Source organism: uncultured Oscillibacter sp. (assembly GCF_910579365.1).
Taxonomy (GTDB): Bacteria; Bacillota; Clostridia; order Oscillospirales; family Oscillospiraceae; genus Oscillibacter.
Window position 1 is genome coordinate 1 of sequence record NZ_CAJTUX010000012.1, and the last position, 20,349, is coordinate 20,349.

23 protein-coding genes and 2 tRNA genes are annotated in these 20,349 nt (G+C 54.6%); 5 read left to right on the plus strand and 20 right to left on the minus strand.

Annotation, left to right across the window (positions count from 1 at the left end; genetic code table 11):
* From QZ329_RS05005 to QZ329_RS05030, 6 genes are all read right to left on the minus strand, one after another.
* The coding region (locus QZ329_RS05005; protein WP_295749039.1) for a response regulator at positions 1 to 275 on the minus strand (275 nt) is incomplete at its 3' end.
* A gap of 108 nt (positions 276 to 383) precedes the next feature.
* Positions 384 to 1,379: a beta-methylgalactoside transporter gene (locus QZ329_RS05010; protein WP_295749041.1), complete on the minus strand. Its 996-nt coding sequence runs from the start codon at positions 1,377 to 1,379 to the stop codon at positions 384 to 386.
* Between the two features lie 14 nt (positions 1,380 to 1,393).
* On the minus strand, positions 1,394 to 2,902 hold the full coding sequence (locus QZ329_RS05015; RefSeq protein WP_295749046.1) for a sugar ABC transporter ATP-binding protein: 1,509 nt from the start codon (positions 2,900 to 2,902) through the stop codon (positions 1,394 to 1,396).
* Positions 2,903 to 3,049: 147 nt separating this feature from the next.
* Positions 3,050 to 4,117 (minus strand): galactose ABC transporter substrate-binding protein, encoded by a 1,068-nt coding sequence (locus QZ329_RS05020; RefSeq protein WP_295749049.1) that lies wholly within the window; start codon positions 4,115 to 4,117, stop codon positions 3,050 to 3,052.
* A 212-nt stretch (positions 4,118 to 4,329) separates the two neighbouring features.
* The gene (locus QZ329_RS05025) at positions 4,330 to 4,551 is read right to left on the minus strand and encodes a hypothetical protein (protein WP_295749052.1); all 222 of its coding nucleotides are present in this window, start codon (positions 4,549 to 4,551) and stop codon (positions 4,330 to 4,332) included.
* 204 nt (positions 4,552 to 4,755) lie between these two features.
* Positions 4,756 to 4,902: a hypothetical protein gene (locus QZ329_RS05030; protein WP_295749055.1), complete on the minus strand. Its 147-nt coding sequence runs from the start codon at positions 4,900 to 4,902 to the stop codon at positions 4,756 to 4,758.
* Positions 4,903 to 5,207: 305 nt separating this feature from the next.
* On the opposite strand from QZ329_RS05030, the gene QZ329_RS05035 reads away from it, so the two are divergent.
* Together QZ329_RS05035 and QZ329_RS05040 are read left to right on the plus strand one after the other, a co-directional pair.
* Positions 5,208 to 5,294 (plus strand) — tRNA-Leu (locus tag QZ329_RS05035).
* 13 nt (positions 5,295 to 5,307) lie between these two features.
* Positions 5,308 to 5,383 (plus strand) — tRNA-Met (locus QZ329_RS05040).
* A 124-nt stretch (positions 5,384 to 5,507) separates the two neighbouring features.
* On the opposite strand, the gene QZ329_RS05045 is transcribed toward QZ329_RS05040, so the two are convergent.
* The 3 genes from QZ329_RS05045 to QZ329_RS15585 form a co-directional block, all read right to left on the minus strand.
* A complete protein-coding gene (locus QZ329_RS05045) occupies positions 5,508 to 6,662 on the minus strand; it encodes a site-specific integrase (protein WP_295749058.1) in 1,155 nt (384 codons plus the stop codon).
* Positions 6,663 to 6,664: 2 nt separating this feature from the next.
* On the minus strand, positions 6,665 to 6,961 hold the full coding sequence (locus QZ329_RS05050) for a DUF6809 family protein (protein WP_295749060.1): 297 nt from the start codon (positions 6,959 to 6,961) through the stop codon (positions 6,665 to 6,667).
* Between the two features lie 153 nt (positions 6,962 to 7,114).
* Positions 7,115 to 7,372: an IS3 family transposase gene (locus QZ329_RS15585; RefSeq protein ID WP_365351466.1), complete on the minus strand. Its 258-nt coding sequence runs from the start codon at positions 7,370 to 7,372 to the stop codon at positions 7,115 to 7,117.
* A gap of 442 nt (positions 7,373 to 7,814) precedes the next feature.
* Here QZ329_RS15585 and QZ329_RS05055 point away from each other — a divergent pair, with 442 nt between their 5' ends.
* Positions 7,815 to 8,411 carry a hypothetical protein gene (locus QZ329_RS05055; RefSeq protein ID WP_295749063.1) on the plus strand — a complete coding sequence of 199 codons (597 nt, stop codon included), beginning with the start codon at positions 7,815 to 7,817 and terminating at the stop codon, positions 8,409 to 8,411.
* A gap of 304 nt (positions 8,412 to 8,715) precedes the next feature.
* On the opposite strand, the gene QZ329_RS05060 is transcribed toward QZ329_RS05055, so the two are convergent.
* The 6 genes from QZ329_RS05060 to QZ329_RS05085 all read right to left on the minus strand — a co-directional run bounded on the left by QZ329_RS05060 (position 8,716) and on the right by QZ329_RS05085 (position 12,609).
* Positions 8,716 to 8,964 carry a hypothetical protein gene (locus tag QZ329_RS05060; RefSeq protein ID WP_295749065.1) on the minus strand — a complete coding sequence of 83 codons (249 nt, stop codon included), beginning with the start codon at positions 8,962 to 8,964 and terminating at the stop codon, positions 8,716 to 8,718.
* 50 nt (positions 8,965 to 9,014) lie between these two features.
* On the minus strand, positions 9,015 to 10,763 hold the full coding sequence (gene mobP3 / locus QZ329_RS05065) for a MobP3 family relaxase (protein WP_295749068.1): 1,749 nt from the start codon (positions 10,761 to 10,763) through the stop codon (positions 9,015 to 9,017).
* On the minus strand, positions 10,751 to 11,182 hold the full coding sequence (locus tag QZ329_RS05070) for a hypothetical protein (RefSeq protein ID WP_295749071.1): 432 nt from the start codon (positions 11,180 to 11,182) through the stop codon (positions 10,751 to 10,753). Before QZ329_RS05070 ends, mobP3 begins: the two co-directional genes overlap by 13 nt.
* 216 nt (positions 11,183 to 11,398) lie before the next feature.
* On the minus strand, positions 11,399 to 12,145 hold the full coding sequence (locus QZ329_RS05075) for a helix-turn-helix domain-containing protein (RefSeq protein WP_295749073.1): 747 nt from the start codon (positions 12,143 to 12,145) through the stop codon (positions 11,399 to 11,401).
* The gene (locus tag QZ329_RS05080; RefSeq protein ID WP_295749075.1) at positions 12,142 to 12,357 is read right to left on the minus strand and encodes a DNA-binding protein; all 216 of its coding nucleotides are present in this window, start codon (positions 12,355 to 12,357) and stop codon (positions 12,142 to 12,144) included. The genes QZ329_RS05075 and QZ329_RS05080 overlap by 4 nt, the downstream gene beginning before the upstream one ends.
* 63 nt (positions 12,358 to 12,420) lie before the next feature.
* Entirely contained in the window at positions 12,421 to 12,609 is a 189-nt protein-coding gene (locus QZ329_RS05085; RefSeq protein WP_295749077.1) for a hypothetical protein, read from the minus strand.
* 194 nt (positions 12,610 to 12,803) lie between these two features.
* Between QZ329_RS05085 and QZ329_RS05090 the strand changes: the two genes are divergently transcribed.
* Positions 12,804 to 13,880 carry a DUF6076 domain-containing protein gene (locus QZ329_RS05090; protein WP_295749079.1) on the plus strand — a complete coding sequence of 359 codons (1,077 nt, stop codon included), beginning with the start codon at positions 12,804 to 12,806 and terminating at the stop codon, positions 13,878 to 13,880.
* A 314-nt stretch (positions 13,881 to 14,194) separates the two neighbouring features.
* On the opposite strand, the gene QZ329_RS05095 is transcribed toward QZ329_RS05090, so the two are convergent.
* The 5 genes from QZ329_RS05095 to QZ329_RS05115 all read right to left on the minus strand — a co-directional run bounded on the left by QZ329_RS05095 (position 14,195) and on the right by QZ329_RS05115 (position 18,138).
* Complete coding sequence (locus tag QZ329_RS05095) at positions 14,195 to 14,455, minus strand: HPr family phosphocarrier protein (protein WP_295749081.1); 261 nt, start codon at positions 14,453 to 14,455, stop codon at positions 14,195 to 14,197.
* A gap of 128 nt (positions 14,456 to 14,583) precedes the next feature.
* The gene (locus QZ329_RS05100) at positions 14,584 to 16,107 is read right to left on the minus strand and encodes a glycoside hydrolase family 1 protein (RefSeq protein ID WP_295749084.1); all 1,524 of its coding nucleotides are present in this window, start codon (positions 16,105 to 16,107) and stop codon (positions 14,584 to 14,586) included.
* Positions 16,108 to 16,110: 3 nt separating this feature from the next.
* Complete coding sequence (locus tag QZ329_RS05105; protein ID WP_295749087.1) at positions 16,111 to 16,449, minus strand: PTS lactose/cellobiose transporter subunit IIA; 339 nt, start codon at positions 16,447 to 16,449, stop codon at positions 16,111 to 16,113.
* A 90-nt stretch (positions 16,450 to 16,539) separates the two neighbouring features.
* Entirely contained in the window at positions 16,540 to 17,811 is a 1,272-nt protein-coding gene (locus QZ329_RS05110; protein ID WP_295749090.1) for a PTS transporter subunit EIIC, read from the minus strand.
* A gap of 15 nt (positions 17,812 to 17,826) precedes the next feature.
* Positions 17,827 to 18,138: a PTS sugar transporter subunit IIB gene (locus QZ329_RS05115; RefSeq protein WP_295749093.1), complete on the minus strand. Its 312-nt coding sequence runs from the start codon at positions 18,136 to 18,138 to the stop codon at positions 17,827 to 17,829.
* A gap of 230 nt (positions 18,139 to 18,368) precedes the next feature.
* Here QZ329_RS05115 and QZ329_RS05120 point away from each other — a divergent pair, with 230 nt between their 5' ends.
* A complete protein-coding gene (locus QZ329_RS05120) occupies positions 18,369 to 20,255 on the plus strand; it encodes a PTS sugar transporter subunit IIA (protein WP_295749096.1) in 1,887 nt (628 codons plus the stop codon).
* The last annotated feature ends 94 nt before the right edge of the window (positions 20,256 to 20,349 follow it).

Genomic DNA, 20,349 nt, shown 5'->3' on the forward strand with positions numbered 1-20,349 from the left:
TACTCGAAGTCGTCAAAGCCGGAGAAAACCACCAGCCGCGCCCCGGGCAGGGAGACCCGCAGCCTCCGGCACAGCTCCAGCCCGTCCAGGAAGGGCATCTTGATGTCGGTGAGCACCACGTCAGGCCGGAGCTGCTCCGCAAGCTCCAGAGCCTCCTCGCCGTTGCCCGCCTCCCCCGCCAGGGAAAAGCCCAGGGAGGCCCAGTCGATTTTCCGGCTGATGCCGGTGCGGATTTCCTCCTCGTCGTCGGCCAGCAGAACCCGGTATTCCTCCATGGAAGTCCCCTCCTTTTTCTTGTGCTTTTCATTATACAACAAAAATGCCCGTTTGAAAAGAAGCTCCGGCGCGTTTCGCGCCGGAGCTTTTCCAAAAGGGGCGTATGGTTACTTCTTTCCAAGATACTTCCGCAGGTCCAAAGCGACGGCCACAATGATGACCAAGCCCTGGGCAATGAAGGTGTAAGCCGGGTCCACACGGAGGAACTGGAGGCAGATTTTCAAAACCTCGAACACCAGCACGCCGATGAGGATGCCCCCCACCTTGCCCACGCCGCCGTTGGTGGACACGCCGCCGATGGTGCAGGCCGCGATGGCTTCCAGCTCATAGCTCAGTCCCGTGGCAGTGGAGGCTCCGCCGGCCTTGGCGCCCACCAGGAACCCGGCAATGGCATAGAGCACGGAGGCCAGGACATAAATCCGGATGATGGTGGCCGGGACGTTGACGCCGGCCACCTGGGCCGCGCTTTCGTTGCCGCCGATGGCGTACATGTATTTTCCGTGGCGGGTCTTGTTATAGAGGAACCAGATGTACACGCCCACCAGCACGGCGAAAATCGCCAGATAGGGAATGGGACCCACAGAGCCAAGCGCCACCTGAGAGTAGGAGCTTTTGAAGCCGCCCAGGGGGTCGTTTCCGGTGATGACGGAGCAGAGTCCGTAGACAATGGTCTGCATGCCCAAGGTGGCGATGAAGGGAGGGACCTTCAAAAAGGCGATGACACAGCCGTTGATGGCCCCGAAGATGCACATGATGACCACCACCAGCACCAGCGCCAAAAACCAGGGGATGTCCGGCATCCAGGGCAGGGCCCGGGCGGCGTAATCCACGCTCTGGAGCATCATGGCGGCAAGACAGGCGGAGAGGCCCACCTGACGGCCCGCCGACAGGTCCGTACCCTTGGTGATGAGGCACCCGGAGACGCCGCAGGCGATGATGAACCGGGGAGACATGTTGACGATGAGGTTTTTGAAGTTGGCGGGCTTCCAGAAGTTGTCCGTCACAACGCCCACGAACAGGGCCAGAAGGAAAATCAGAATGATGATGGCGTTGTTGGACAGAAAATTCTTGACGGCTTTTCCGTTGAGTTTTTTGTTCTCCATAGTTTCTCTCCTCCTTATTCAAACTGGGTGGCCAGGGCCATGATGTTCTCCTGATTGGCTTCTTGTCCGTCGATGAAGCCGGTGACCCGGCCGTCGCACATGACCATAATGCGGTCGGACATGCCGATCAGCTCGCTCATCTCGGAGGAGATCATGATGACGCTTTTGCCCTGTTTCGCAAGTTCTGCAATGATGCAGTAGATTTCATATTTCGCGCCCACGTCGATGCCCCGGGTGGGCTCGTCCAGGATGAACACGTCCGGGTCGTTGGCCAGCCAGCGGCTGATGAGCACCTTTTGCTGGTTGCCGCCGGAGAGGGACTGAATCAACGTCTTGGACGAGGGGGTCTTGATGGAGAGCTTGGCCACGTTTTCTTGGACCAGCTGCTCGATTTTCCTGTCATCGAGCATAAAGCCGCCAATCAGATATTGATTCAAAGAGGCGATGGACACGTTGTCCGCGATGGAGAGAACGCCCAGGATGCCCGTGGCCCGGCGGTCCTCCGTCAGCATGGCGATGCCGCTGTCAATGGCCTGCTTGGGCTGGTTGATTTTCAGTTCCTTGCCCTTGTAGGTGATTTTGCCCGTACTGTGGCAGCGGAGGCCGAACAGGCCCTCCATCAGCTCCGTGCGCTGGGCGCCCACCAGGCCCGCGACGCCCAGAATCTCGCCCCTGCGCACCTGGAAGGAGGCGTGACGGAAGCTCTTGGGGTTGATGGAGGTGAAATCCTCCACCTCGAAGACCACCTCGCCGGGGACGTTGCTCCGGGGCGGGTAGAGGTTGCTCAGCTCCCGGCCCACCATCTTGGTGATGATGAAATCCGTGGTGAGACCCTTGGCGTCCCAGGTGCCGATGTACTGGCCGTCCCGCATGATGGTGACCTCGTCGCTGATGCGGAGAATCTCGTCCATCTTATGGGAGATGTATACAATGGAGACGCCCTTCTGCCTCAGCTCGTTGACGATGGTAAAAAGAGCCTCCACCTCCGCCGCCGTCAGGGAGGACGTGGGCTCGTCCAGAATCAGCACCTTGCAGTCGGCGGACACGGCCTTGGCGATTTCCACCAGCTGCATCTGGGAGACGCTGAGGGTGCCCAGTTTGGCCTTGGGATCGTAGTTCAGGTGAACTTCCTTCAAAACCGCCGCCGCGTCCTGGTACATTTTCTCATGGTCTACGGTGACGATGGGCCCCATGCGCTTGGTGGGGTAGCGGCCCACGTAGATGTTTTCGCCGATGCTCCGTTCCGGGATGGGCTGAAGCTCCTGGTGCACCATGGCGATGCCCCGGTTCAGCGCGTCCAGAGGGCCCTTGATTTGAACCTTCTGGCCCTCGTAGATGACTTCGCCCTCGTCCATGTGGTAGATGCCAAACATGCACTTCATCAGCGTGGACTTGCCCGCGCCGTTTTCTCCCATCAGCGCGTGGACAGTGCCGGGGCGGAGCTTGAGTTGGGCGTGATCCAGGGCCTTGACGCCGGGGAAGGCCTTAACCACATCACGCATTTCCAAACGATATTCTGACAATTTACTGTCCCCCCTTGTTCGTGTTGGCTTTTCCATAACCGGCAAAGCGCGGTGGAGTCCGGACGTCGCCGGCTATGGAAAAGAGGGGCGCGTGCGCCTCGGCACGCGCCCCTGTCAGAAGTTTTCGCGTTGTTTGATGAACTTGGATTACTTCATGAAGTCCTTCACGTTGTCGGGAGTGACCTTCACGTAGTCCACATACACGCTCTGGTTGCCGGAGGAGTAGGTGGCGCCGCCCAGCAGCTTCTCCATCTCGGCCACAGCGCCCTCGGCCTGGCCGTTGGCGTCGTTGAGCACGGTGCCGGTCATGTTGCCGTTGCTGACCTCGTTGAGGGCAGCGTCCAGGGCGTCCACGCCCACGAGGTAGATGTCCTCGTTGACCTTGCGGCCGGCGGACTGGATGGCCTGGAGGGCGCCAATGGCCATATCGTCGTTATTGCAGAAGACCACTTCGATTTTGTCGCCAAACTGGGCCAGGTCGTTGGCGCAGATGGTCTGTCCCTTTTCACGGTCCCAGTCGCCGCGGGTCAGGTTCAGCTGCTCGACTTCCATGCCGGCGTCCTCCAGAGCCTTGACGGAGAACTCCGTGCGGTACTGAGCGTCCACGTTTTCGGGGTCGCCCTGGATCATGATGTAGGAGACCTTGCCGTCGCCGTTGATGTCGCCCTTGTTGGGGGTGTCGAGGATCAGCTCGCCCTGCATGGTGCCGGACTGGCGGGCGTCGCAGCCAACGTAGACCAGACGGTCATAGGCGGCCATCTGCTCGGGGGTGGGCTCCCGGTTGATGAGAACGGTGGGGATGCCCGCGGCCTTCACGGTGGCAATGATGGTGTCGGCGGCGGAGGTCATGACGGGGTTGATGATCAGCGCGTCCACACCCTGGGTGATGAAGGTGTTGATCTGCTCGTTCTGCTTGGCCTGGTCGTTGTTTCCGTCCACCACGATAGGCTCATAGCCCTTTCCCTTGAGGATTTCCTCCAGGGCGTTGCGGTAGGTGGTCATGAAGGCGTCGTCAAATTTGTAGATGCAAACGCCGACGGTGCCGCCGGCGGCCGGCTCTTCCGGGGTGCCCGCGTCCGCGGGAGGGGTGGTCGTGTCGCTCTGGCTGGGCTGAGAGTCGCCGGCATTGTCGGCGGGCTTGTCGCCGCCGCCGCAGGCGGTCAGCAGGGCCAGCATCATGACTGCGGCAAGAAGCAAGGCAAACGTCTTTTTCATCATAATTCCTCCAATCATTTTTTGCGCTTTGGGGACGCGCCCCAAACCACGTCTCCCATTTTAGACGGGACCCTATAAAAAAACGATAGAAAATTCTTGGAAGTTTTATGAAAAAACTCAGGTGCGCGCTCCGCCGGCGAAGCGCAAAAAGCCGCCCCGCCATTCACGGCGGAACGGCGGAGCGGTTCTCAAAAAATGCGAAATGGGGTGATTCAGGCCATTTTTGCCACCAGGCGGTTCACAGCCTTGGGGTCCAGATCATCCTCGGTCACGACTTTGGCCCTCTGACCCACCAGACCATAGAGGCCCAGCAGGGACCGGGCGTCCAGCATCACCGTATCCGTGCTCAGCCAGACCTCGTAGGGGGCTTCGCAGGCCAGACGGTTGATGCGGGTGACCTGTTCTTCACTCTTTATATCAATTTCTCTTGTCATGGCATATTCCTCCTTGCCGTCCGTTTGATATTGGACAATCGATAGGGATTCCCGCTCAGGAATCAGCCACATTCTAGCAGTGGAAGCGGAAAATGTCAACGCTGATTTTATTAGGATTGCACAACTATAAAATAAAAATTTTGTATATATCGCCGATTTCCTGGCTTACCTGCCGCTGCGTCGCTTTTGCTGCATACACTAAATTCATAAATCATCCGCGTCCTGCACCGGAATCTCCTGGGGATCCAGGGGCTGGCCGGTCCAGCTTCCCATAGGATCGGTTTTTGCCGCTGTAAACTGGGAGAGCTCCCTGGCCTTTTTCATGGGTCTTTCTTCCTGCCGCTGCTTCATAGCCGCCGCCTCCTTTTTTTAAAGACTGGAGAGTGTGTTCAAGCGGCGAACATGCCGTTATGCGGCAGTGTGTACCGCTCTTGGCGGCGGTTCGCCGGTTGAAGACGTTCTTAGTATCTCCCGCAAGCAGGTCCTGTATGGGGCGGCGGGGCCGGAAAAATCTCGGAGATTGCCGTGTTCTTTTCCGGCCGTCTGCGCTCCCGGCGGATTGCGTCACAGCCTGTCGAAAAAATTTTTGCTTTTTTTTGAGATTGTGCTTGACAAATGTGGTATGCCTGTGGTATCCTAACTATTGCCGACAAGCTGCCGGTGTGGTGGAATTGGTAGACACAGGAGACTTAAAATCTCCCGGTAGCAATACTGTACCGGTTCGAGTCCGGTCACCGGCACCACAAAATTAGATATCGCGGAGTAGAGCAGTTGGTAGCTCGTCGGGCTCATAACCCGGAGGTCGCAGGTTCAAGTCCTGTCTCCGCAACCAAAAAAGTTCTGAAATTGCGAGATTTCAGAACTTTTTCTTTGCTTTTACATCAAAATAATCTGGTCAAAAATTTGGGTCAGCGCCTTGACCCAAGCGCTGACCCAGACGGCGAAATGTCCGGAAACTACCGGAGAGCACCGGAGAGGATTCCGCCCATCGTATTCGCCGCTTCTCTCTTCGCGGAGGTGGTGACGTGGGTGTAGGTGTCCAGGGTGAATCCGGCGGAGTAGTGGCCCAGCATTCCGGAGACGGTCTTGATGTCTACCCCATTTTGCAATGCCAGGGTCGCAAACGTGTGTCTGAGATCGTGGAAGCGCACTTTCGGCAGTCCTGCCCGCTTCAGCACCCGGTGGAGCATATGGAGTACGCTGTCCGGCGAGATGGGGCCTCCGGTGGGGGATGGGAACACGTATTGGCTTCTCCCGCTTTTTCTTTTCTGCTCTCTCAGAACTTCCACTGCGTCTGCCGACAGCGGCAGAACCCGGTAGGCATTCTTCGTTTTCAGCGGCGCCTCCACGATCTCGCCGTCGATCCGGCAGACCTGCCGCTGAACCCGGAGGCTGCTCTGCTCCAAATCGATGTCCTCCCATTTCAGCCCTAACAGCTCTCCGCGCCGGAGGCCCGTCGCCAATTCGATGTAGTACATCTCAAAGACGCCGGTTTCTTTCGCCTCACGCAGGAAGGAGGTCAGCTGCTCTACGGGCAGGGTCTTCATCTCCCTATGCTCCAGCTTTGGCAGGGCACAGCCATCTGTCGGGTTGCCTGCGATCAGCTTCTGGTCCTTGGCGAAATCCATCGCCGAGGAAATCACCTGATTGATGTTCCGCACCGTCTTGGCGCTGAGGCCCTTGGGCTGTTTCTTTGCCTCAGTCCGTTCCACTCTGCCGCCGGTGAGGAGCTTTTTGTAGAGCTGCTGCAAGTGCAGCGAGGACAACTTGCTCAGCGGAACACTGCCGATGCTGGGCTTGATGTGGTTGTCGATATACCCCCGATAGGTCTGATGGGATGAGGGCCGGACCTTGATCTTGGCGCAGTTCTCAAACCACACATCCATCCATTGACCGACTGTGTACTGCTCCGCTTTCACGATGTCCAGATTCGTATTTGTCTCAATCGCCGCCTTGAGCTTTGCCTTGACTTCCGCCTGGGTCCTACCCAGCACGTTTTTGTAGATCACCTTTCCAGTCACCGGGTCACGGCCCGCGGTGTATCGCCCCTCCCAGCGGCCATCCTTGCGTTTACGGATACTGCCTTCTCCATTGGCACGCCTTTTTGCCACTGCTATTCACCTCCACTTCTTGTATCGCCATCGTTATCATCCATGCATTCCGCCATCAGCCTAATGCCCAGCCGAAAGCCCAGGATGAAATTCTCCAGAGCCGTTCTGCTGTCAATCTCCTGCTGGGAGCGTGTGAGCCTGGTGAGGATGTGCCTCCCTTCTTCATCAAGGAGTTCTGTCAACTGTTCCTCGCATTTGGAGACACGATCCACTGCCTGCTTCATCTCCGAGTCAGGCGCCATCTGTTGATCGCAGGGTGTGATGTTGCCGTAGTAGAAATCCTCCAGAATTTTTCTCATTTCTCTGCCCTCCTTTTCAACTGCACAACATACCAGTACGCTGTGTCAATAGCTAGAGCCAGAGGACAGAGTTATCAAAAACTTATCATTTTCCAGCCTGAACTGCATTGAACTGCACCTAAAATAATGGACAAGGGCGGCAGAGGGAAGGGCTTACGCGATAGAAAGGGCTTGGCGTCTATGGATAGCTGGCGGCAAACCATTGAGCTTCAGTTTGACTCTGCGGTTGTTATAGTAGTCCAGATAAGCAATAAGTTCTATCTTGAAATGCTCCATAGCATCAAAGCTCTGCAGATAGGGTAGTTCTGATTTGAGAATCCCAAAGGAATTTTCAATTACAGCGTTATCTAGGCAATTGCATCTATTGCATCTCCAGATCATACTTTGCCGAATTCCCTCCTTTTCCAGCATCTGCCGGCACCGCTTATGCTGATAGTGCGATCACGGACTTCTGGGGCATTGGGAAGGTGCAGTATTGATCTTACCTTCCCTCCAAGTAGTAGTCCATAATTTTACACTGGAGTTCCCACCAGCTCTGGTAGCATTTGTTGATGACTGGCAACTGTTCCATCTAATCAACAATTTCATCCACCGTTTTTTTGCGGTTTTTGGAAGATAGCCGTTTTTTCTTTAGTGTAAAGATGTGTTACTTCAGTCTCCTGGTCTTACGCCTGATTTAAGCCATAACGCATACAAGATTGGTTTCAAAAGCACCCATCGGATCATTTAGCATCCCGGCTGATATCTTACCTTCTTCTGTCATGATTCAGTCTATTAATAAAATAGCAAAATATGTTGAAATATGTGATATAGTCCATTATAATAAAAACAAGATATTGGGGGAGGGATATTAATGTGTCCTGATTGGATTTCAATTACTGAACTCGTTGTGTTAACTATTACGGCGATTCTTGTTGTTCCTCAAATTTTTTTGCTAAGAAAACAAATAACGGAGCAGCACGAAGAACGCCGTCGAGAGAACACGACTCAATTTATGACTACATGGTGTAGCTCAGTAAAAAAGGACACCTGTATTGCGGAACAGGTTGCTCGAAAGCTTAATACAGATCAATGCAAACATCTTTATGACCATTCTGCATTTGATGTAGCTGATGACATAAAAAAAGAAATTTGTAAATTTTGCCCTCTTGATCGAGAATTGTGTCCTTCGTGTACATTGAAACAAGGTAATACAGTTGATGGTAAAATTTTAACAGAATTACGGTGGCATGTAATTACGTATCTCAACACACTAGAAACTATTTTAGTCTCTTGGCAACTGGGCATTGTTGACAGAGAGGTAATTGAAGAAGAATTCGATTTCATTAAAGATGCATCTAAGGGCTGCACTTTGGCTGAATTTCGTCATACTGCTGGCGGTTTTCCCGTAATCGAAGCATTTATCGATGCAATTAAAGACCCTTCACCTAATCAAAAAAAGAAACTGTGAAGTAATTTCTTATGGCAGATCATATCGTGTGTTGTTTCCCGCCCATGCTCCGCAGTATTGGCTCGCCCAATTTGATCCGCCTTTTTCCGGTCAACCGCTTCGTATGAAGATTCAGCACCTTTGATCCGAAATCGGGTAACTCCTGCCGTGTCCGCCTACAGCGTCAGGAGTCGGCAGGTATTTCTGTCTCCAACAATCTTACCGTCGATTCGATAGACCTGCCGCTAGCCCCGGAGACTGCCATGTTCCAGAGCAATGTCCTCCCATTTCAGTCCCAACAGTTCGCCTCTCCGAAACCCCATTATCAGCTCAATGTAGTACCCATCTCGAGGATGCCGGTTTCTTTCGCCTCCCGCAGGAAGAGCGTTTTCGTCTTCCAGTGCTCCAGCTTCGGCAGGGTGTAGCTATCCGTCGGGTTGGTCATAATCAGCTTTTGATCTTTCGCAAAGTCCATAGCGGGGGAAATGACTTGATTAATGTTCCACACCGTCTTGACACTGGGGCCTTTGGCCTGATTCGTGGACTCAATCCGCTCCGCTCTGCCGCCGTTCACAGCTGCGGCTTCTCTTTGGATACAGTGGTGCAATCGGCAACCGTATCTGATTATCCCATCGTCATCGACTGCCCCTGAGACTGCTCCTCATGATCGTCCGGCTTGTGACCCATAGCGATTTTCTTTTCTCTGAGCTGCTGTAGACGCTTGCGGTCAATGCGGACACCGCCTGGAACAGATGGAGCCGGGGCCTGATCTTGAAAGATACGGCTCATGTGGTGTAGCAACCGCGTGACGGACAGCATCATCGATGGCGGTTTCAGGTTGTCCCAGCGGTCCAGAAAGAACTGCGCGTACTCGTTGCCCTGAGCGGCAGACTGTGTGAGCCGATAACGTGCTTCCATTCTGTCACCGCGCTCCAGATACAGTTTGCCGAGAGCGTATTGGGCATATTGGTTTCCAGCGTCAGCGGATTGCGTGAGATACTCCTCTGCTATGGACGTGTCCCGATTTACAACCTTGCCCTTGAGATACTCCTTACCTAATCGGTAAGCCGCACCATCGTTCTTATTGCGGGCAGCATACTCCAGCCATTGCATACCCAATTCTGGATCACGGATTTCCGGATCATCAGAAAGAAGCAACATCCCCAACTCATACTGCGCTGCGACTACCCCTTGGCGAGTAGCTCGGTCGAACCAATCCGCAGCCACTACGCTGTCGGGGATCAGGACGGGGCCATCGCAATAGAGCTTACCTGCGAGATACTGTGCAAACGGATCACCGCTTTTCGCTTTGCTGATGATTTGCTCTGCCGCTTCATCTCGCTCTTTCATGACGGCAGTGTCATCCTGGGCTACCATCCACAGCTCCACGCAGTAACTCGGCAGACCGCAGAGTTCGACCGGCTCATCCATACCCGCATCTTCAAATGTAAATTGCCCAAAGCGCAGAGCATCGGCCTCGCGGATCACCACATTCTTGATCGTGCGGAATTCCTTCTGCTGGGACAGCGGCGGCCGCTGGCGTTCCTTCTCAGAGTAAAAATCTTCTACCTGACACTGGAGTTCCCACCAGGTCTGATAGCACCCATTGATAACGGGCAGCTGTTCCATCAGATCAATGATCTCGTCTACGATTTTCTTCACCCCTTTTGGAAGGTAACCGTAGGTTTTCTTACCCTTTACCGTTTCCAACTGATTGACCAGCGTCATCATCAGCGACTCCACCTCCGGATGGCTGCCAAGGCTGGTCTGCGTCTCCTGCGCCAGAGCTTTCATTTCCTCTCTGGCCCTGCGCACCAGCTCTTCTCTGGAGGAGGACTTCTGCTCGTAGGTATGGAGCAGCTCCTGCTTAAAAATATCGTTGGTCAGTGTGGACTTGATCTTCCTGATCCCATCCTTGGAAAGATACGCCTGTCCCGGCTTCGCCGACCACGCCATCATGTGGATGTGAGGGTGTCCGCCCTCATCGTGAAAGGCGGCGTACCAACGGAAATCGCTGGGCGGGATATTCATAGCAGAGGCGATATCGTTGCGGTGGGCGCAGATCAGGTTGCGCCATTGCGGAGCATGGTCGTATCCCAGCCGCTCGGCGTCCTCACGCTTGAGGGAGATGACATGTGTCCAGATGTTGCCGGGATACTCATTTAGCTCTTTCATAGCCGCATTCATATCCACAGCATCCTCATCGCCAAACAGTCCATGGGACCGTGGGCGTTCTGCCATGTACTCCATGTAGCCGGAGGGCAGCAGCTCCACACCTTCCCTGGTCCCGATGTACTTCAGGTAACCTCCCGGCCCACCGCCACCACCAGCGCTGCCCGTGACATAGGGACTCTTGACAATCAGCCTTGCCACTGCTCATCACCTTCAGCACTTTCCTCACGCTCTCTGGCTTTCTGCTCAAAGGTCAGCAGACCATTGGTGGCTTTCACACTTTTCACACTGCCTGCCCGTAATTTCCGCAGATAGTCAGCGTCCACCTGAATGCAGTCCAGGACGGTGCTGATCCCCATATCCGTCTCTACTGCCAGCTTGTAGAGCAGCTGAGCCAGCCTGTCCTCGAACAGTCCCAGTCGCCCATCAATAGCGGATTGGATGGCCACGGGGAGAACACCATTCACCTGTCCTGCCAGGTAGTCTGCGTAAAAGTTCACCGCTTTGACCACGAACTCATTCCGGCTCTGGCAGTCATCCTTCTTGTACCAGCTTTCAATCTTCCACCGGGTCACATCATCCAGCCGCAGCGGAAATCGGTTGTCATTTTTGTTATCCATCCAAATGCCCCCTTTCTTGCCCAAAGACATCATCCGAAAGCCTTGCAACAGGCAAATCATACCTTTGGGCGACCTCAATTTGTAGTTTTCTCTCTGTTTTTGACCCCATCCCCGTCCTCCGTAAACTGCCCGCACTGCGGGCAGAAGTGGACCAGCGGGGCGGCGTAAGACGCCACGCTTTTATCCTGCTCCCCTCCGTCCCTCGCCTTGCGCCTCTCAGCGGTCGCACGGCGATTTGCATTGTTGGGACGGGTCAGGTGCTGCCGGAGTGGAAACCGAGGCACACAGGGCCGCTCTGGGGCGACGACGGCCGTATTCCACTTGTTGCCGGAGAATACGTCTGCGTTCTGCATCCAGCTCCAGCTGGTGTAGCTGCCGTTGATAGAATGCATCCATCGCAACTCCGACCGGTAGGATCGTATACAGGTTGTTGCCCTTCCACTTCATCCCGTGCTTGTCGAAGTAGCTACTGGACTCCACGGCGATGAGTCCCATCTCCAACAGCGTGTTGATGCTTTTTATTGCGGTGTTCTTCGCCAGACCTGTCGCAGCAACGATGGTGTTGTAACTGGGGTGACAGGTGTGCGTCCTCCGATTCTCAATCAGCAGCAGGTAGGCGTAAACCAGAAACGCAGAGGGCGGAAGCCGTAGCAGGAACACCTCATTGGGCAAAGTGAAAAATTTTGTGGTTTCACACTTGAGCGCAGGAGTACCATCTTCACTGACGATTCCTTTCGTTACCAGAGCGGTCAGATACTTTTTCGCTGTGCCCGCCTTCATGTGGACGTCTGTTGCAATCATCTCCGGAGTGAGCATGCCAGAAGTGCAGTGATAGCAGAGGTAGGAAAAGATCATGAACTCGACCGGCTTGAGCTTGTACTCCCACGCTGCATTGGGCATAGCGAATCGATTGTGCTTCGGATTACATCTTGGCCAGCCGATGGGTGTTCTGCGCCGTCTCATGTCCACTCCCCTCCGGCTGTGTTCTGTTCCACCCACTGGATGAACTTCTCCTTGGGCACCACCATGCGGCTACCAACACGCAACACAGGGAAGCCGGGCGTGTGCATCAGCTCGTAGCCGCTGGACGATGACACGCCCAGCACCTGTGCCACCAGACTCGCGTTGAGGAACAGAGGCAGGTCATCATAACTTTTGTAGACTGACGTCTTCATTGTTGTGTAGTACCTCCTTCAAAATTTTTCTTGCGCTTCGGAGGTCACTCTGTTAGACTGTTATCAGATCAAGCTGTGTTTTCCGAAACGCGGCGGGCCGCTGAATTGTTGCAGCAGTTCAGCGGCTTTTTTGTATCGACTGCTTTGTGATTTCAATTGGCCATGCACCGTACCCGTTCCTGCCCTGCGGCCTTGTTTGACCTCCACGGCGTTTCCTTCAACCTTGGTGCGCTCGGCTACCTCCAGCGTCATGGCGCCACTTCCCCGGCGAGTATCGTCTCTGGTGATGGGTATTCAATTTTCGGGGTACAAATTGACTTCCAGTTTACCGTCTGATACACTGGTTGCCGTGATGGCAGGATAACATGGGCGGAGGGCTGATTCAATAGATTTGGGCCAGGTCAGGCAAATCCAAAATTTCTATCGGATACAGAGGGGCAAACAACATGACAGAGAAAATGGAACGCATCGAATTTGAGTACACCCACACTTATGACCAGTTCACCGTATTCTTCTATGGCAACCGGGTATTCATTGGCAAGAAAGACTATCCCATTGGACAGTGTTGTGTGGACATTTTGAATTTGGATAAGATCCTTCTGGATGAGATCGACCAGCGCGTCAAGGTGTTTGTCCCCGCCGCTCAAAATCTGCTCGTAGAGAAAACAGACAGCGCCGCGGCTCTCGCACAGGAGAGGCTGAACGCTGTCTGGGAACTTATATTTGCTTTGCCGGTCTACCGAGATTTGAAAATGGATGAGCCGTGCAACTATCACACGTTCCAGCGGCTTATGGCAGACAAGGAGAAATGGGCGCAGGTGCAGGACCCAACCTCAGAGGGTTATGCCAAGTACCAGGGAATCATGATTGGGCTGATCTGTTTCACGGAGGGACTCCGCAGCTTCCGGCAGTTGATTGACAAGATGGCGGACAAATACCTCGAGCCGCTGAAGTACAGGAACAGTTCCGCCTATGCCGAGGCGTACTCCTGCTTTTACACGCAGATGCTCTCTGCCAGTGCCCAGGTCTTCGGAGACGATTTTGAGCAGGGCGTCCCTGTGGAAGTGAGCTTTGTTCCCATGATGCACCCCACCGAAGAGGGGAAGATCTTCATAGCGGAGAAAGCTACGTTCAACAGTCTGATAGACTTCTTGCAGACGGAGTTTTACCGGGGGCTTGCCGCAGGAAACGCACCCCGCCGCTGTCACAACTGCGGACGATACTTTCTGCTGACGTCCGGGTACAACATCTGCTACTGCAACAACATAGCGCCCGGCGAGACAGTGCGCACCTGTCGGAAAGTGGGAGCACATCATAAGGAGGCGCAAGGAAAAGCGAACCATACCCCAGCGCAGAAAGAATACGGCAAGACTTACAATCGGCTGAAAGCCAGAAAGCAGAGAGGAAAAATCAGTGAGGGCGAGTGGAACGATGCCGTGGCCAAGGCACAGGAACTAGTGGCCCAGTCTGAGCGGGGAGAGCTGACGGATGAGAATCTAAAGCGACTGCTGGCTGAGCTGTGATAATTCGATGCCATAGACGGGCTTTATCTTTGTAGACACAGGTGCAACACATGGTTATTCGCAAAGCAGAAATCATCCCTCTCCGATTACTCATTGTTCCCTTGGTGGACCAGAACAGGAGCGGAAAGCGCGGGAACCGTCGATGCCTGCCGGATCGCTGCGGAATCAGGAATAGCCTGGGGCCGGAGGTAACGGTGCCGGAGATGGGGAGCCTGGAACACAGCGTGGATGAAGTGGACTGACCGGGCCTCGGCTTCGCCAGTCTCCCGCACAGCTCCGTCCAGCTCTGCTGTGGGCGTAGAAATCCCTTTGGATTACAGATTTTCCTTGAAGAACGTTTCCATAGCAGCGATAGCCGGTTCCTCGGAGGGACCCTCGGCCGTTACTGTCACCGTATCGCCCTGCTTAACTCCCAAACTCATGAGCTTCATCAGCTGGGACGCCGCCGCGGACTTCCCGGCCTTGGTAATCGTCACGGTGGTGTCGTTGTAGACCTTGGCGGCCTTGGTCAGCAAACCGGCGGGGCGGGCGTGAATGCCCAGGGGATCGCCAATGGTATAGGTAAATTCCTTCACGATGATGCATCCTTTCTTTCTTTTTCAAGCCGGCCTCCCGACTTTCCGCTTTACGGGACGGTATTTGAAACCGCGTGCTGTGCATCGGACTCTTTCATGCACAGCACGCAGACGGCTCACAGATCCGTTCAATCCTCGAACGTGACGTTATTTTCCAGATCCGCGCCGTTGGAGGCAATCAGCTTTTTGTAGTAGTAGAAAGACTTCTTCTTAGACCGGGCGTGGGTGCCGTTGTTGTAATCATCCTGATCCACATAGATCATGCCGTAGCGCTTAGTGATTTCCGAGGTGCCGGAGGAAACCAGGTCAATGGGGCCCCACCAGGCGTAGCCGAACACATCCACGCCGTCAGCGATGGCCTCCCGCAGCTGCTCCACATGGGCCCGCATATAGTCAATGCGGTAATCGTCGTGGATGCGGCCGTCCTCGGAGAACTTGTCAATGGCGCCCAGGCCGTTTTCGGAGATGAAGATGGGCAGGTGGTACCGGTCATAAATGCGGTTGAGGGTGATCCGGAAGCCGATGGGATCAATGGTCCAGCCCCACTCAGACTTGGGCAGGTGCGGGTTCTTGATGTCCGACACCAGGCGGCCCGTAGGCTGGGGCACGGGACTGCCCTTATATCGCATGATGTAGGTCATATAGTAGCTGATGGTGATGAAGTCCACCGCGCCTTCCTTGAGTATCCGCATATCATCCGGACCCATTTCGATGTGAATATCGTTCTCATCAAAGAAGCGCTTCATGTAGTAGGGGTACTGCCCCGTGGCCTGCACATCGGTGAAGAACCAGTTGAAATGGTCCTCGAACATGACCTGGAGCTGATCCTCGGGCTTGGAGCTCTCCGCGTAGTTCTCCAGGCGGCAGAGCATGTTGCCCATCTTGGCCTCCGGGTCGATCTCGTGGAGCTTCTTCACGGCCAGGGCGCTGGCGATGAACTGGTTGTGTACCGCCTGAAATTTCAGCTGCCAATGTCCCAGATAATTATTGCAGGAATTGGGTGTCGGCGCGCCGTCCAGAATGACGCCGCTGCTGGTAAAGGGGTTGGAGAGGACATTGTTGATCTCATTAAAGGTCAGCCAATACTTCACCTTCCCCTTGTAGCGGGTCATGACGGTTTCGGCGTAGCGGACAAAAGCATCGGTGGTGTGGCGGCTGGCGAAGCCGCCGTATTTTTCCGCAAGATGCAGAGGTGTATCGAAGTGGGACAGGGTCACCAAAGGCTCAATACCGTAGCGGTGCAGCTCGTCGAACACATTGTCGTAGAACTGCAGGCCCTCTTCGTTAGGCTGGGCGTCGTCCCCGTTGGGGAAAATGCGGGACCAGGAGATGCTCATGCGGAACACCTTGAAGCCCATCTCGGCAAAGAGTTTGATGTCCTCCTTATAGGTGTGATAGAAATCGATGCCCCAGCGCTTGGGGAGGGTCCAGTTCTCGGGGTGAGCTTTCATGTCCTCCACCATCTCTTTGGATGCGGCGTTGTGGGAGACGTGCTCGTCAAAGGAGCCCTCAGTGTCACGAATCTCCTTGGTAATCAGCCGGGCGAAGTCGGAGGTAGCCGGGCCGCGTCCGCCCTCGTTCCACGCGCCCTCGATCTGATTGGCGGCGGTGGAGCCGCCCCAGAGGAAGCCCTCAGGAAAAGCTTTAGCCATGGGTCATTCTCCTTTCTGTTTGTCCAACAGCATCTTCACAATGGGAAGCAGCTTCTGCGCCATGCGGAGCTCGGTGGTGATGGTCATAACAGTGTCCTGGGCATGGACAAAGAGCAGGGAGTACTCTGTATCCTCGCCGCTGACCTGGCTCTGCACCACCTCGGTCTGGGCATTGTGCGCCTTGGCAATCAGCTGCTCCGCCTCCCGGAGCAGCGCGTCCGCCTGCTCCAATCTGCCCTCGGCCATAGCGGCCAGGGCCTCGTCGACCTTATCCCGGCCGTCACCGGCGTTCATGATGACTTCCATGGCGATCATGTTGATGTCTTTTTTCGCTTCACTCATAGCGCAAAATCTCCTGTCTGATTTGATATTATTCCCGAACTAAAAGTTCGGAAATAATACATTTGATTTGAGCCGCGGATCATCAGGGATTCAGTCCGCAGCGGCTTCCTTGGCGGCCTTCTTGGCGGCCTTGGCCGCTTCGCGCTCCTGCTCCTTTTGGAGTTCGGCCTTGTCTGCGGCTTTGAAGAAGGGGAACCAGATGACCGCCGCAATCAAGAGGTTGATGCACACCAGGATGACATTGCGGAAGTCTCCGCCGGACATCATGAAGGCCGAAATCGCGTTGGGGGCGAAGTTCATGTCAAAATTGACATAGTTGATGGTGCCCCAGCCAAAGGTGAACCACAGGTAAGAGAAGGCGGGGAGGATGATGGCAATGAGAACGGTGGGGATCAGCATGAAGGGGTTTCCCACAACCGCGCCGTATTGGAGGGGTTCGTTGATGTTGAAGATGGAGGGCACAAGCGTGGCCTTGCCCAGGACGCGGTACCGCTTGGATTTTGCGAAGAGCATATAGAACGCCAGAGGAAGGGTCGCGCCCTGGCCGCCAATGTGGTGGTAGCGGCTGAAGCCGTAGGCATAGATGTTCTTGGGAGCCAGTCCCTCCGCCACCAGGGCGGCGTTTTCGGCCATGGCGGCCTGGGTGATGGTGCGGGTGACCGGGGTAAACACCCAGCCGGAGATGCCGAAGAAGTAGAAAATATTTTGCAGGAAGGTAATCATCACCACGCCGGGCATGGACTGGGCGAAGCCGGTAACGGGCTTCATGAGGAATTGGACCATGGTGAAGACGTCGATCTTCAGGATGTTTGTGAAGAGGAAGGCGATGAACAGGCTGATGAGGATGGCAAGAATGTTGTCAAACCAGTTCTTCACGAAGTCAGGAATCACGCTGTCCTCGCCGAAAAAGGAGAACTGGATCATCAGCTTGTAAACCAGGGCGACGATCAGGCCAACGAACATGGATGTGAACATACCGCCGGCGCCAAACTTGGACAGATCCACCAAGTAGCCGCCGTCCACGCTGACCATGTTCATACAAAGCATATAGGCACCGATGCCGGTAAATCCGGCGATCATGGCCCTGTCCTTTTTCTCCAGCTTGGTCAGGCAGTTATAGGGGATGATAAAGACTACAAACAATCCGATCATGCCGAAGGAATAGGTGCTCAGAGCACTGATGTCCGGCAGGACGGGGACAAAACGGCGGAGGATTCCCCACAGAGAGGGAATGGTACTGACCATAGAGAAGGGAACGATGTACAGAATCGCGTCGGCCACAATGCCAAACCAGAAGTTCTGGGTGATTTTGTTCATAACGGGAACCAGGTATTTTTCAATCCACGCTTGAATCGCTTTCATAATCGGCCTCCTCCCTCACTCTTCGTTGTAAAAGTCGATGGCCTCCTCCAGAATGGCCTCGCCGTCCAGAGAAGCATAGTTGTCCGGATCAATAGAGGCGACCTTGACGTGGTGGTCCTTCAGCATATCCCGGTACTTGGGGACCTCAGCGGAGAAGTGGGGACCCAGCAGCAGCAGGTCAATCTTGTCAGCGTACTCGGGGACCTGAGATTTGCTGACAGCGTGAATGGTGACATCCAGATTCTGGGCCTTGGCGGCCTTGCGCATATTGGCGGCCATAAAGCCGGTGGATGCTCCGATGCCACAGGCAAGCAAAATACGAAGCATGATGATTTTCTCCTCTCTTCATTTGAATCCGTATGCGGCGCCGCATTCCGGTGTTTGGCTATAATCTACCATTCCGGGGCAAAAAGATAAAACAAGGTTTTTTCTCCATCCCGGCAATCTGATAGGATTGCCAGCACCCCGGCAAAAAGTGTGGTTTTCCAGAGGGACATTCTCTGCTATACTGATTCATATTGGCAAAATCCGATGCCATAGGATGAGGGGAGTTGGCCATGAAAGCCGATAAAAAAAACGCGCTTCTCCGCATCCTCTCCAGGTCGGAGGAGGGGTGCCGCACGTCAATGCTGGCCAATATGCTGGGCATCAGCGAACGGACTGTGCGCAATTATGTCAGGGAAATCAACGAGGACGGGCAGGCGGTGATCCTCTCCTCCCGAGACGGATACCGTCTGAAGGACAGCAACTACAATTTGACCGAGACACCCACGGAGAACGAGGCCCGGGTGTGGCGGGTGCTGTCCGACCTGCTGACCAGCAAGGTGGGTATCAATGCCTTCGACGAGGCGGACGAGCTGTATGTCAGCGCCAGTACCATCACCAATACCATTATCCCGCAGATCAAGTCCCTGGTCCGGGAGTACAGTCTCCGGGTCGAATCGCAGAAATACCAGTTCTTCCTGCGCGGAAGCGAGCTGAACAAACGCCGCCTGATTGGAAACATCGCCAACAACAACTCCTACGGTTTCTTCAACACCCGGGATGCCCTGGAGCAGCTGTTCCCCAATCAGGACATTCCGGGAATCATGCAAAAGCTCTACGGGCTCTGTCAGGAGGCGAAGCTCTATTTAAACGATTTCGCCATGAACAATCTGCTGATTCATCTGCTGGTCATCCTCATCCGGCTGGGCTCCAAGGACGATCTGGAGGAGAAGGCGGCACCGGCCCTGGAGCTGCTGGCGAATCTCCAAAACCGGGATCAAATTGTCGATCTTGCAAACCGGATCGCGGAAACATTTGCCCGGGATTATGGCATCCGCATTCCTGAGCGGGACTACCAGCAGATTCTGGCCCTGATTGCCCTGTCCGCAGAGCACGATCTGACAGATATTCAGGCGCTTGTCAGTCAGGATTTTATTGATGATGTCGTTAAATTGCTGGACCGGGTATCCCTTCGCTATTGCACACCGGAATTCAACAATGAATTTGTCCAGCAGTTTTCCCTCCATATGTATTACGCTCAGCGAAGGTGCGCCTTCCGCATCAGCTACCCCAATCCCATTGGTGCACAGTTCAAACGAGATTACGCGCCTGTTTACGACATGGCGGTATTCTTTGCCCATTTGTTCGCCCAGAGGTTCCATGTAGAATTTAACGAAGACGAAATCGCGTTTATTGCGTTTCACTTTGGTTCGTTTCTGAAGAGCAACAAGCAGAATCAGAGCTATATCTCCTGTGCGGTGATCGTGGAGTCTTACCACACGATTTCCAAGCGGCTTGTGGACGAACTCAGCACCACCTTCTCCGACCGGATTCTGGTGACGGAGGTGCTGGACATGAACCGCTATCTCAGGCGGCCCCCGGAATGTGACCTTGTGATCACCACGTTGCCGTTGCCGGACTCCGCACTCCGTACGGTACAAGTCAATCCCATCCTGACCAAACAGAACCTTGCCCACCTCCGGGAAGAACTGGACGATATTGACACGGAGCGGGAGCATGCCCAGACACGGGACTTTTTGCGGCAGATGTTCCACAAAGAACTGTATTTCCGCAACATTGAAGAAAAGAGCGCGGAGGAGTATATCCGGTTTTTAGGCGGGCGCTGTCTGGAGAACGGTTATGTGACAGGAGAGTTCATCGAGGATGTTCTGCGGCGGGAGTCCCTCTCCAGCACGGTGTTTACTGACGTGCTGGCGGTGCCTCATGCCATCAGCTGTTACGCGGAGCGTTCTTTTATCTGTGTTGTTCACAATGACACGCCCCTTTCATGGAGCGGACGGATGATCCATTTCATTCTGCTGGTTGGCATCTCCGAGCAGGACATGAAGCATTTTAAGGCGGCGTTTGATCTGGTCATTGAGTTGTTCAGTTCCCCTGAGCGAACCATGGAGCTGCTGAAAACAGATTCCTTTGAGGAGTTTTGCAGTCATATGAAATAAGGACTTCTATAGTGCGGAAGTGCGCAGGAAGTGAAGCACCGGAAAAGTCGGTGCCTGGGCAATAACACATACAGCTAAAGCCCATGGGATCATG

Excerpts from the sequence above, each read along its gene's own strand:
- QZ329_RS05080 (WP_295749075.1), bottom strand. The coding sequence starts at position 12,357 with ATGAAGACGTCAGTCTACAAAAGTTATGATGACCTGCCTCTGTTCCTC.
- QZ329_RS05085 (WP_295749077.1), bottom strand. The coding sequence starts at position 12,609 with ATGACGCTGGAGGTAGCCGAGCGCACCAAGGTTGAAGGAAACGCCGTG.
- QZ329_RS05010 (WP_295749041.1), bottom strand. The coding sequence starts at position 1,379 with ATGGAGAACAAAAAACTCAACGGAAAAGCCGTCAAGAATTTTCTGTCC.
- QZ329_RS05090 (WP_295749079.1), top strand. The coding sequence starts at position 12,804 with ATGACAGAGAAAATGGAACGCATCGAATTTGAGTACACCCACACTTAT.
- QZ329_RS05070 (WP_295749071.1), bottom strand. The coding sequence starts at position 11,182 with ATGGATAACAAAAATGACAACCGATTTCCGCTGCGGCTGGATGATGTG.
- QZ329_RS05105 (WP_295749087.1), bottom strand. The coding sequence starts at position 16,449 with ATGAGTGAAGCGAAAAAAGACATCAACATGATCGCCATGGAAGTCATC.
- QZ329_RS05100 (WP_295749084.1), bottom strand. The coding sequence starts at position 16,107 with ATGGCTAAAGCTTTTCCTGAGGGCTTCCTCTGGGGCGGCTCCACCGCC.
- QZ329_RS05115 (WP_295749093.1), bottom strand. The coding sequence starts at position 18,138 with ATGCTTCGTATTTTGCTTGCCTGTGGCATCGGAGCATCCACCGGCTTT.
- QZ329_RS05020 (WP_295749049.1), bottom strand. The coding sequence starts at position 4,117 with ATGAAAAAGACGTTTGCCTTGCTTCTTGCCGCAGTCATGATGCTGGCC.
- QZ329_RS15585 (WP_365351466.1), bottom strand. The coding sequence starts at position 7,372 with ATGCTGGAAAAGGAGGGAATTCGGCAAAGTATGATCTGGAGATGCAAT.
- QZ329_RS05055 (WP_295749063.1), top strand. The coding sequence starts at position 7,815 with ATGTGTCCTGATTGGATTTCAATTACTGAACTCGTTGTGTTAACTATT.
- QZ329_RS05025 (WP_295749052.1), bottom strand. The coding sequence starts at position 4,551 with ATGACAAGAGAAATTGATATAAAGAGTGAAGAACAGGTCACCCGCATC.
- QZ329_RS05120 (WP_295749096.1), top strand. The coding sequence starts at position 18,369 with ATGAAAGCCGATAAAAAAAACGCGCTTCTCCGCATCCTCTCCAGGTCG.
- QZ329_RS05050 (WP_295749060.1), bottom strand. The coding sequence starts at position 6,961 with ATGAGAAAAATTCTGGAGGATTTCTACTACGGCAACATCACACCCTGC.
- QZ329_RS05075 (WP_295749073.1), bottom strand. The coding sequence starts at position 12,145 with ATGAGACGGCGCAGAACACCCATCGGCTGGCCAAGATGTAATCCGAAG.
- QZ329_RS05030 (WP_295749055.1), bottom strand. The coding sequence starts at position 4,902 with ATGAAGCAGCGGCAGGAAGAAAGACCCATGAAAAAGGCCAGGGAGCTC.
- QZ329_RS05110 (WP_295749090.1), bottom strand. The coding sequence starts at position 17,811 with ATGAAAGCGATTCAAGCGTGGATTGAAAAATACCTGGTTCCCGTTATG.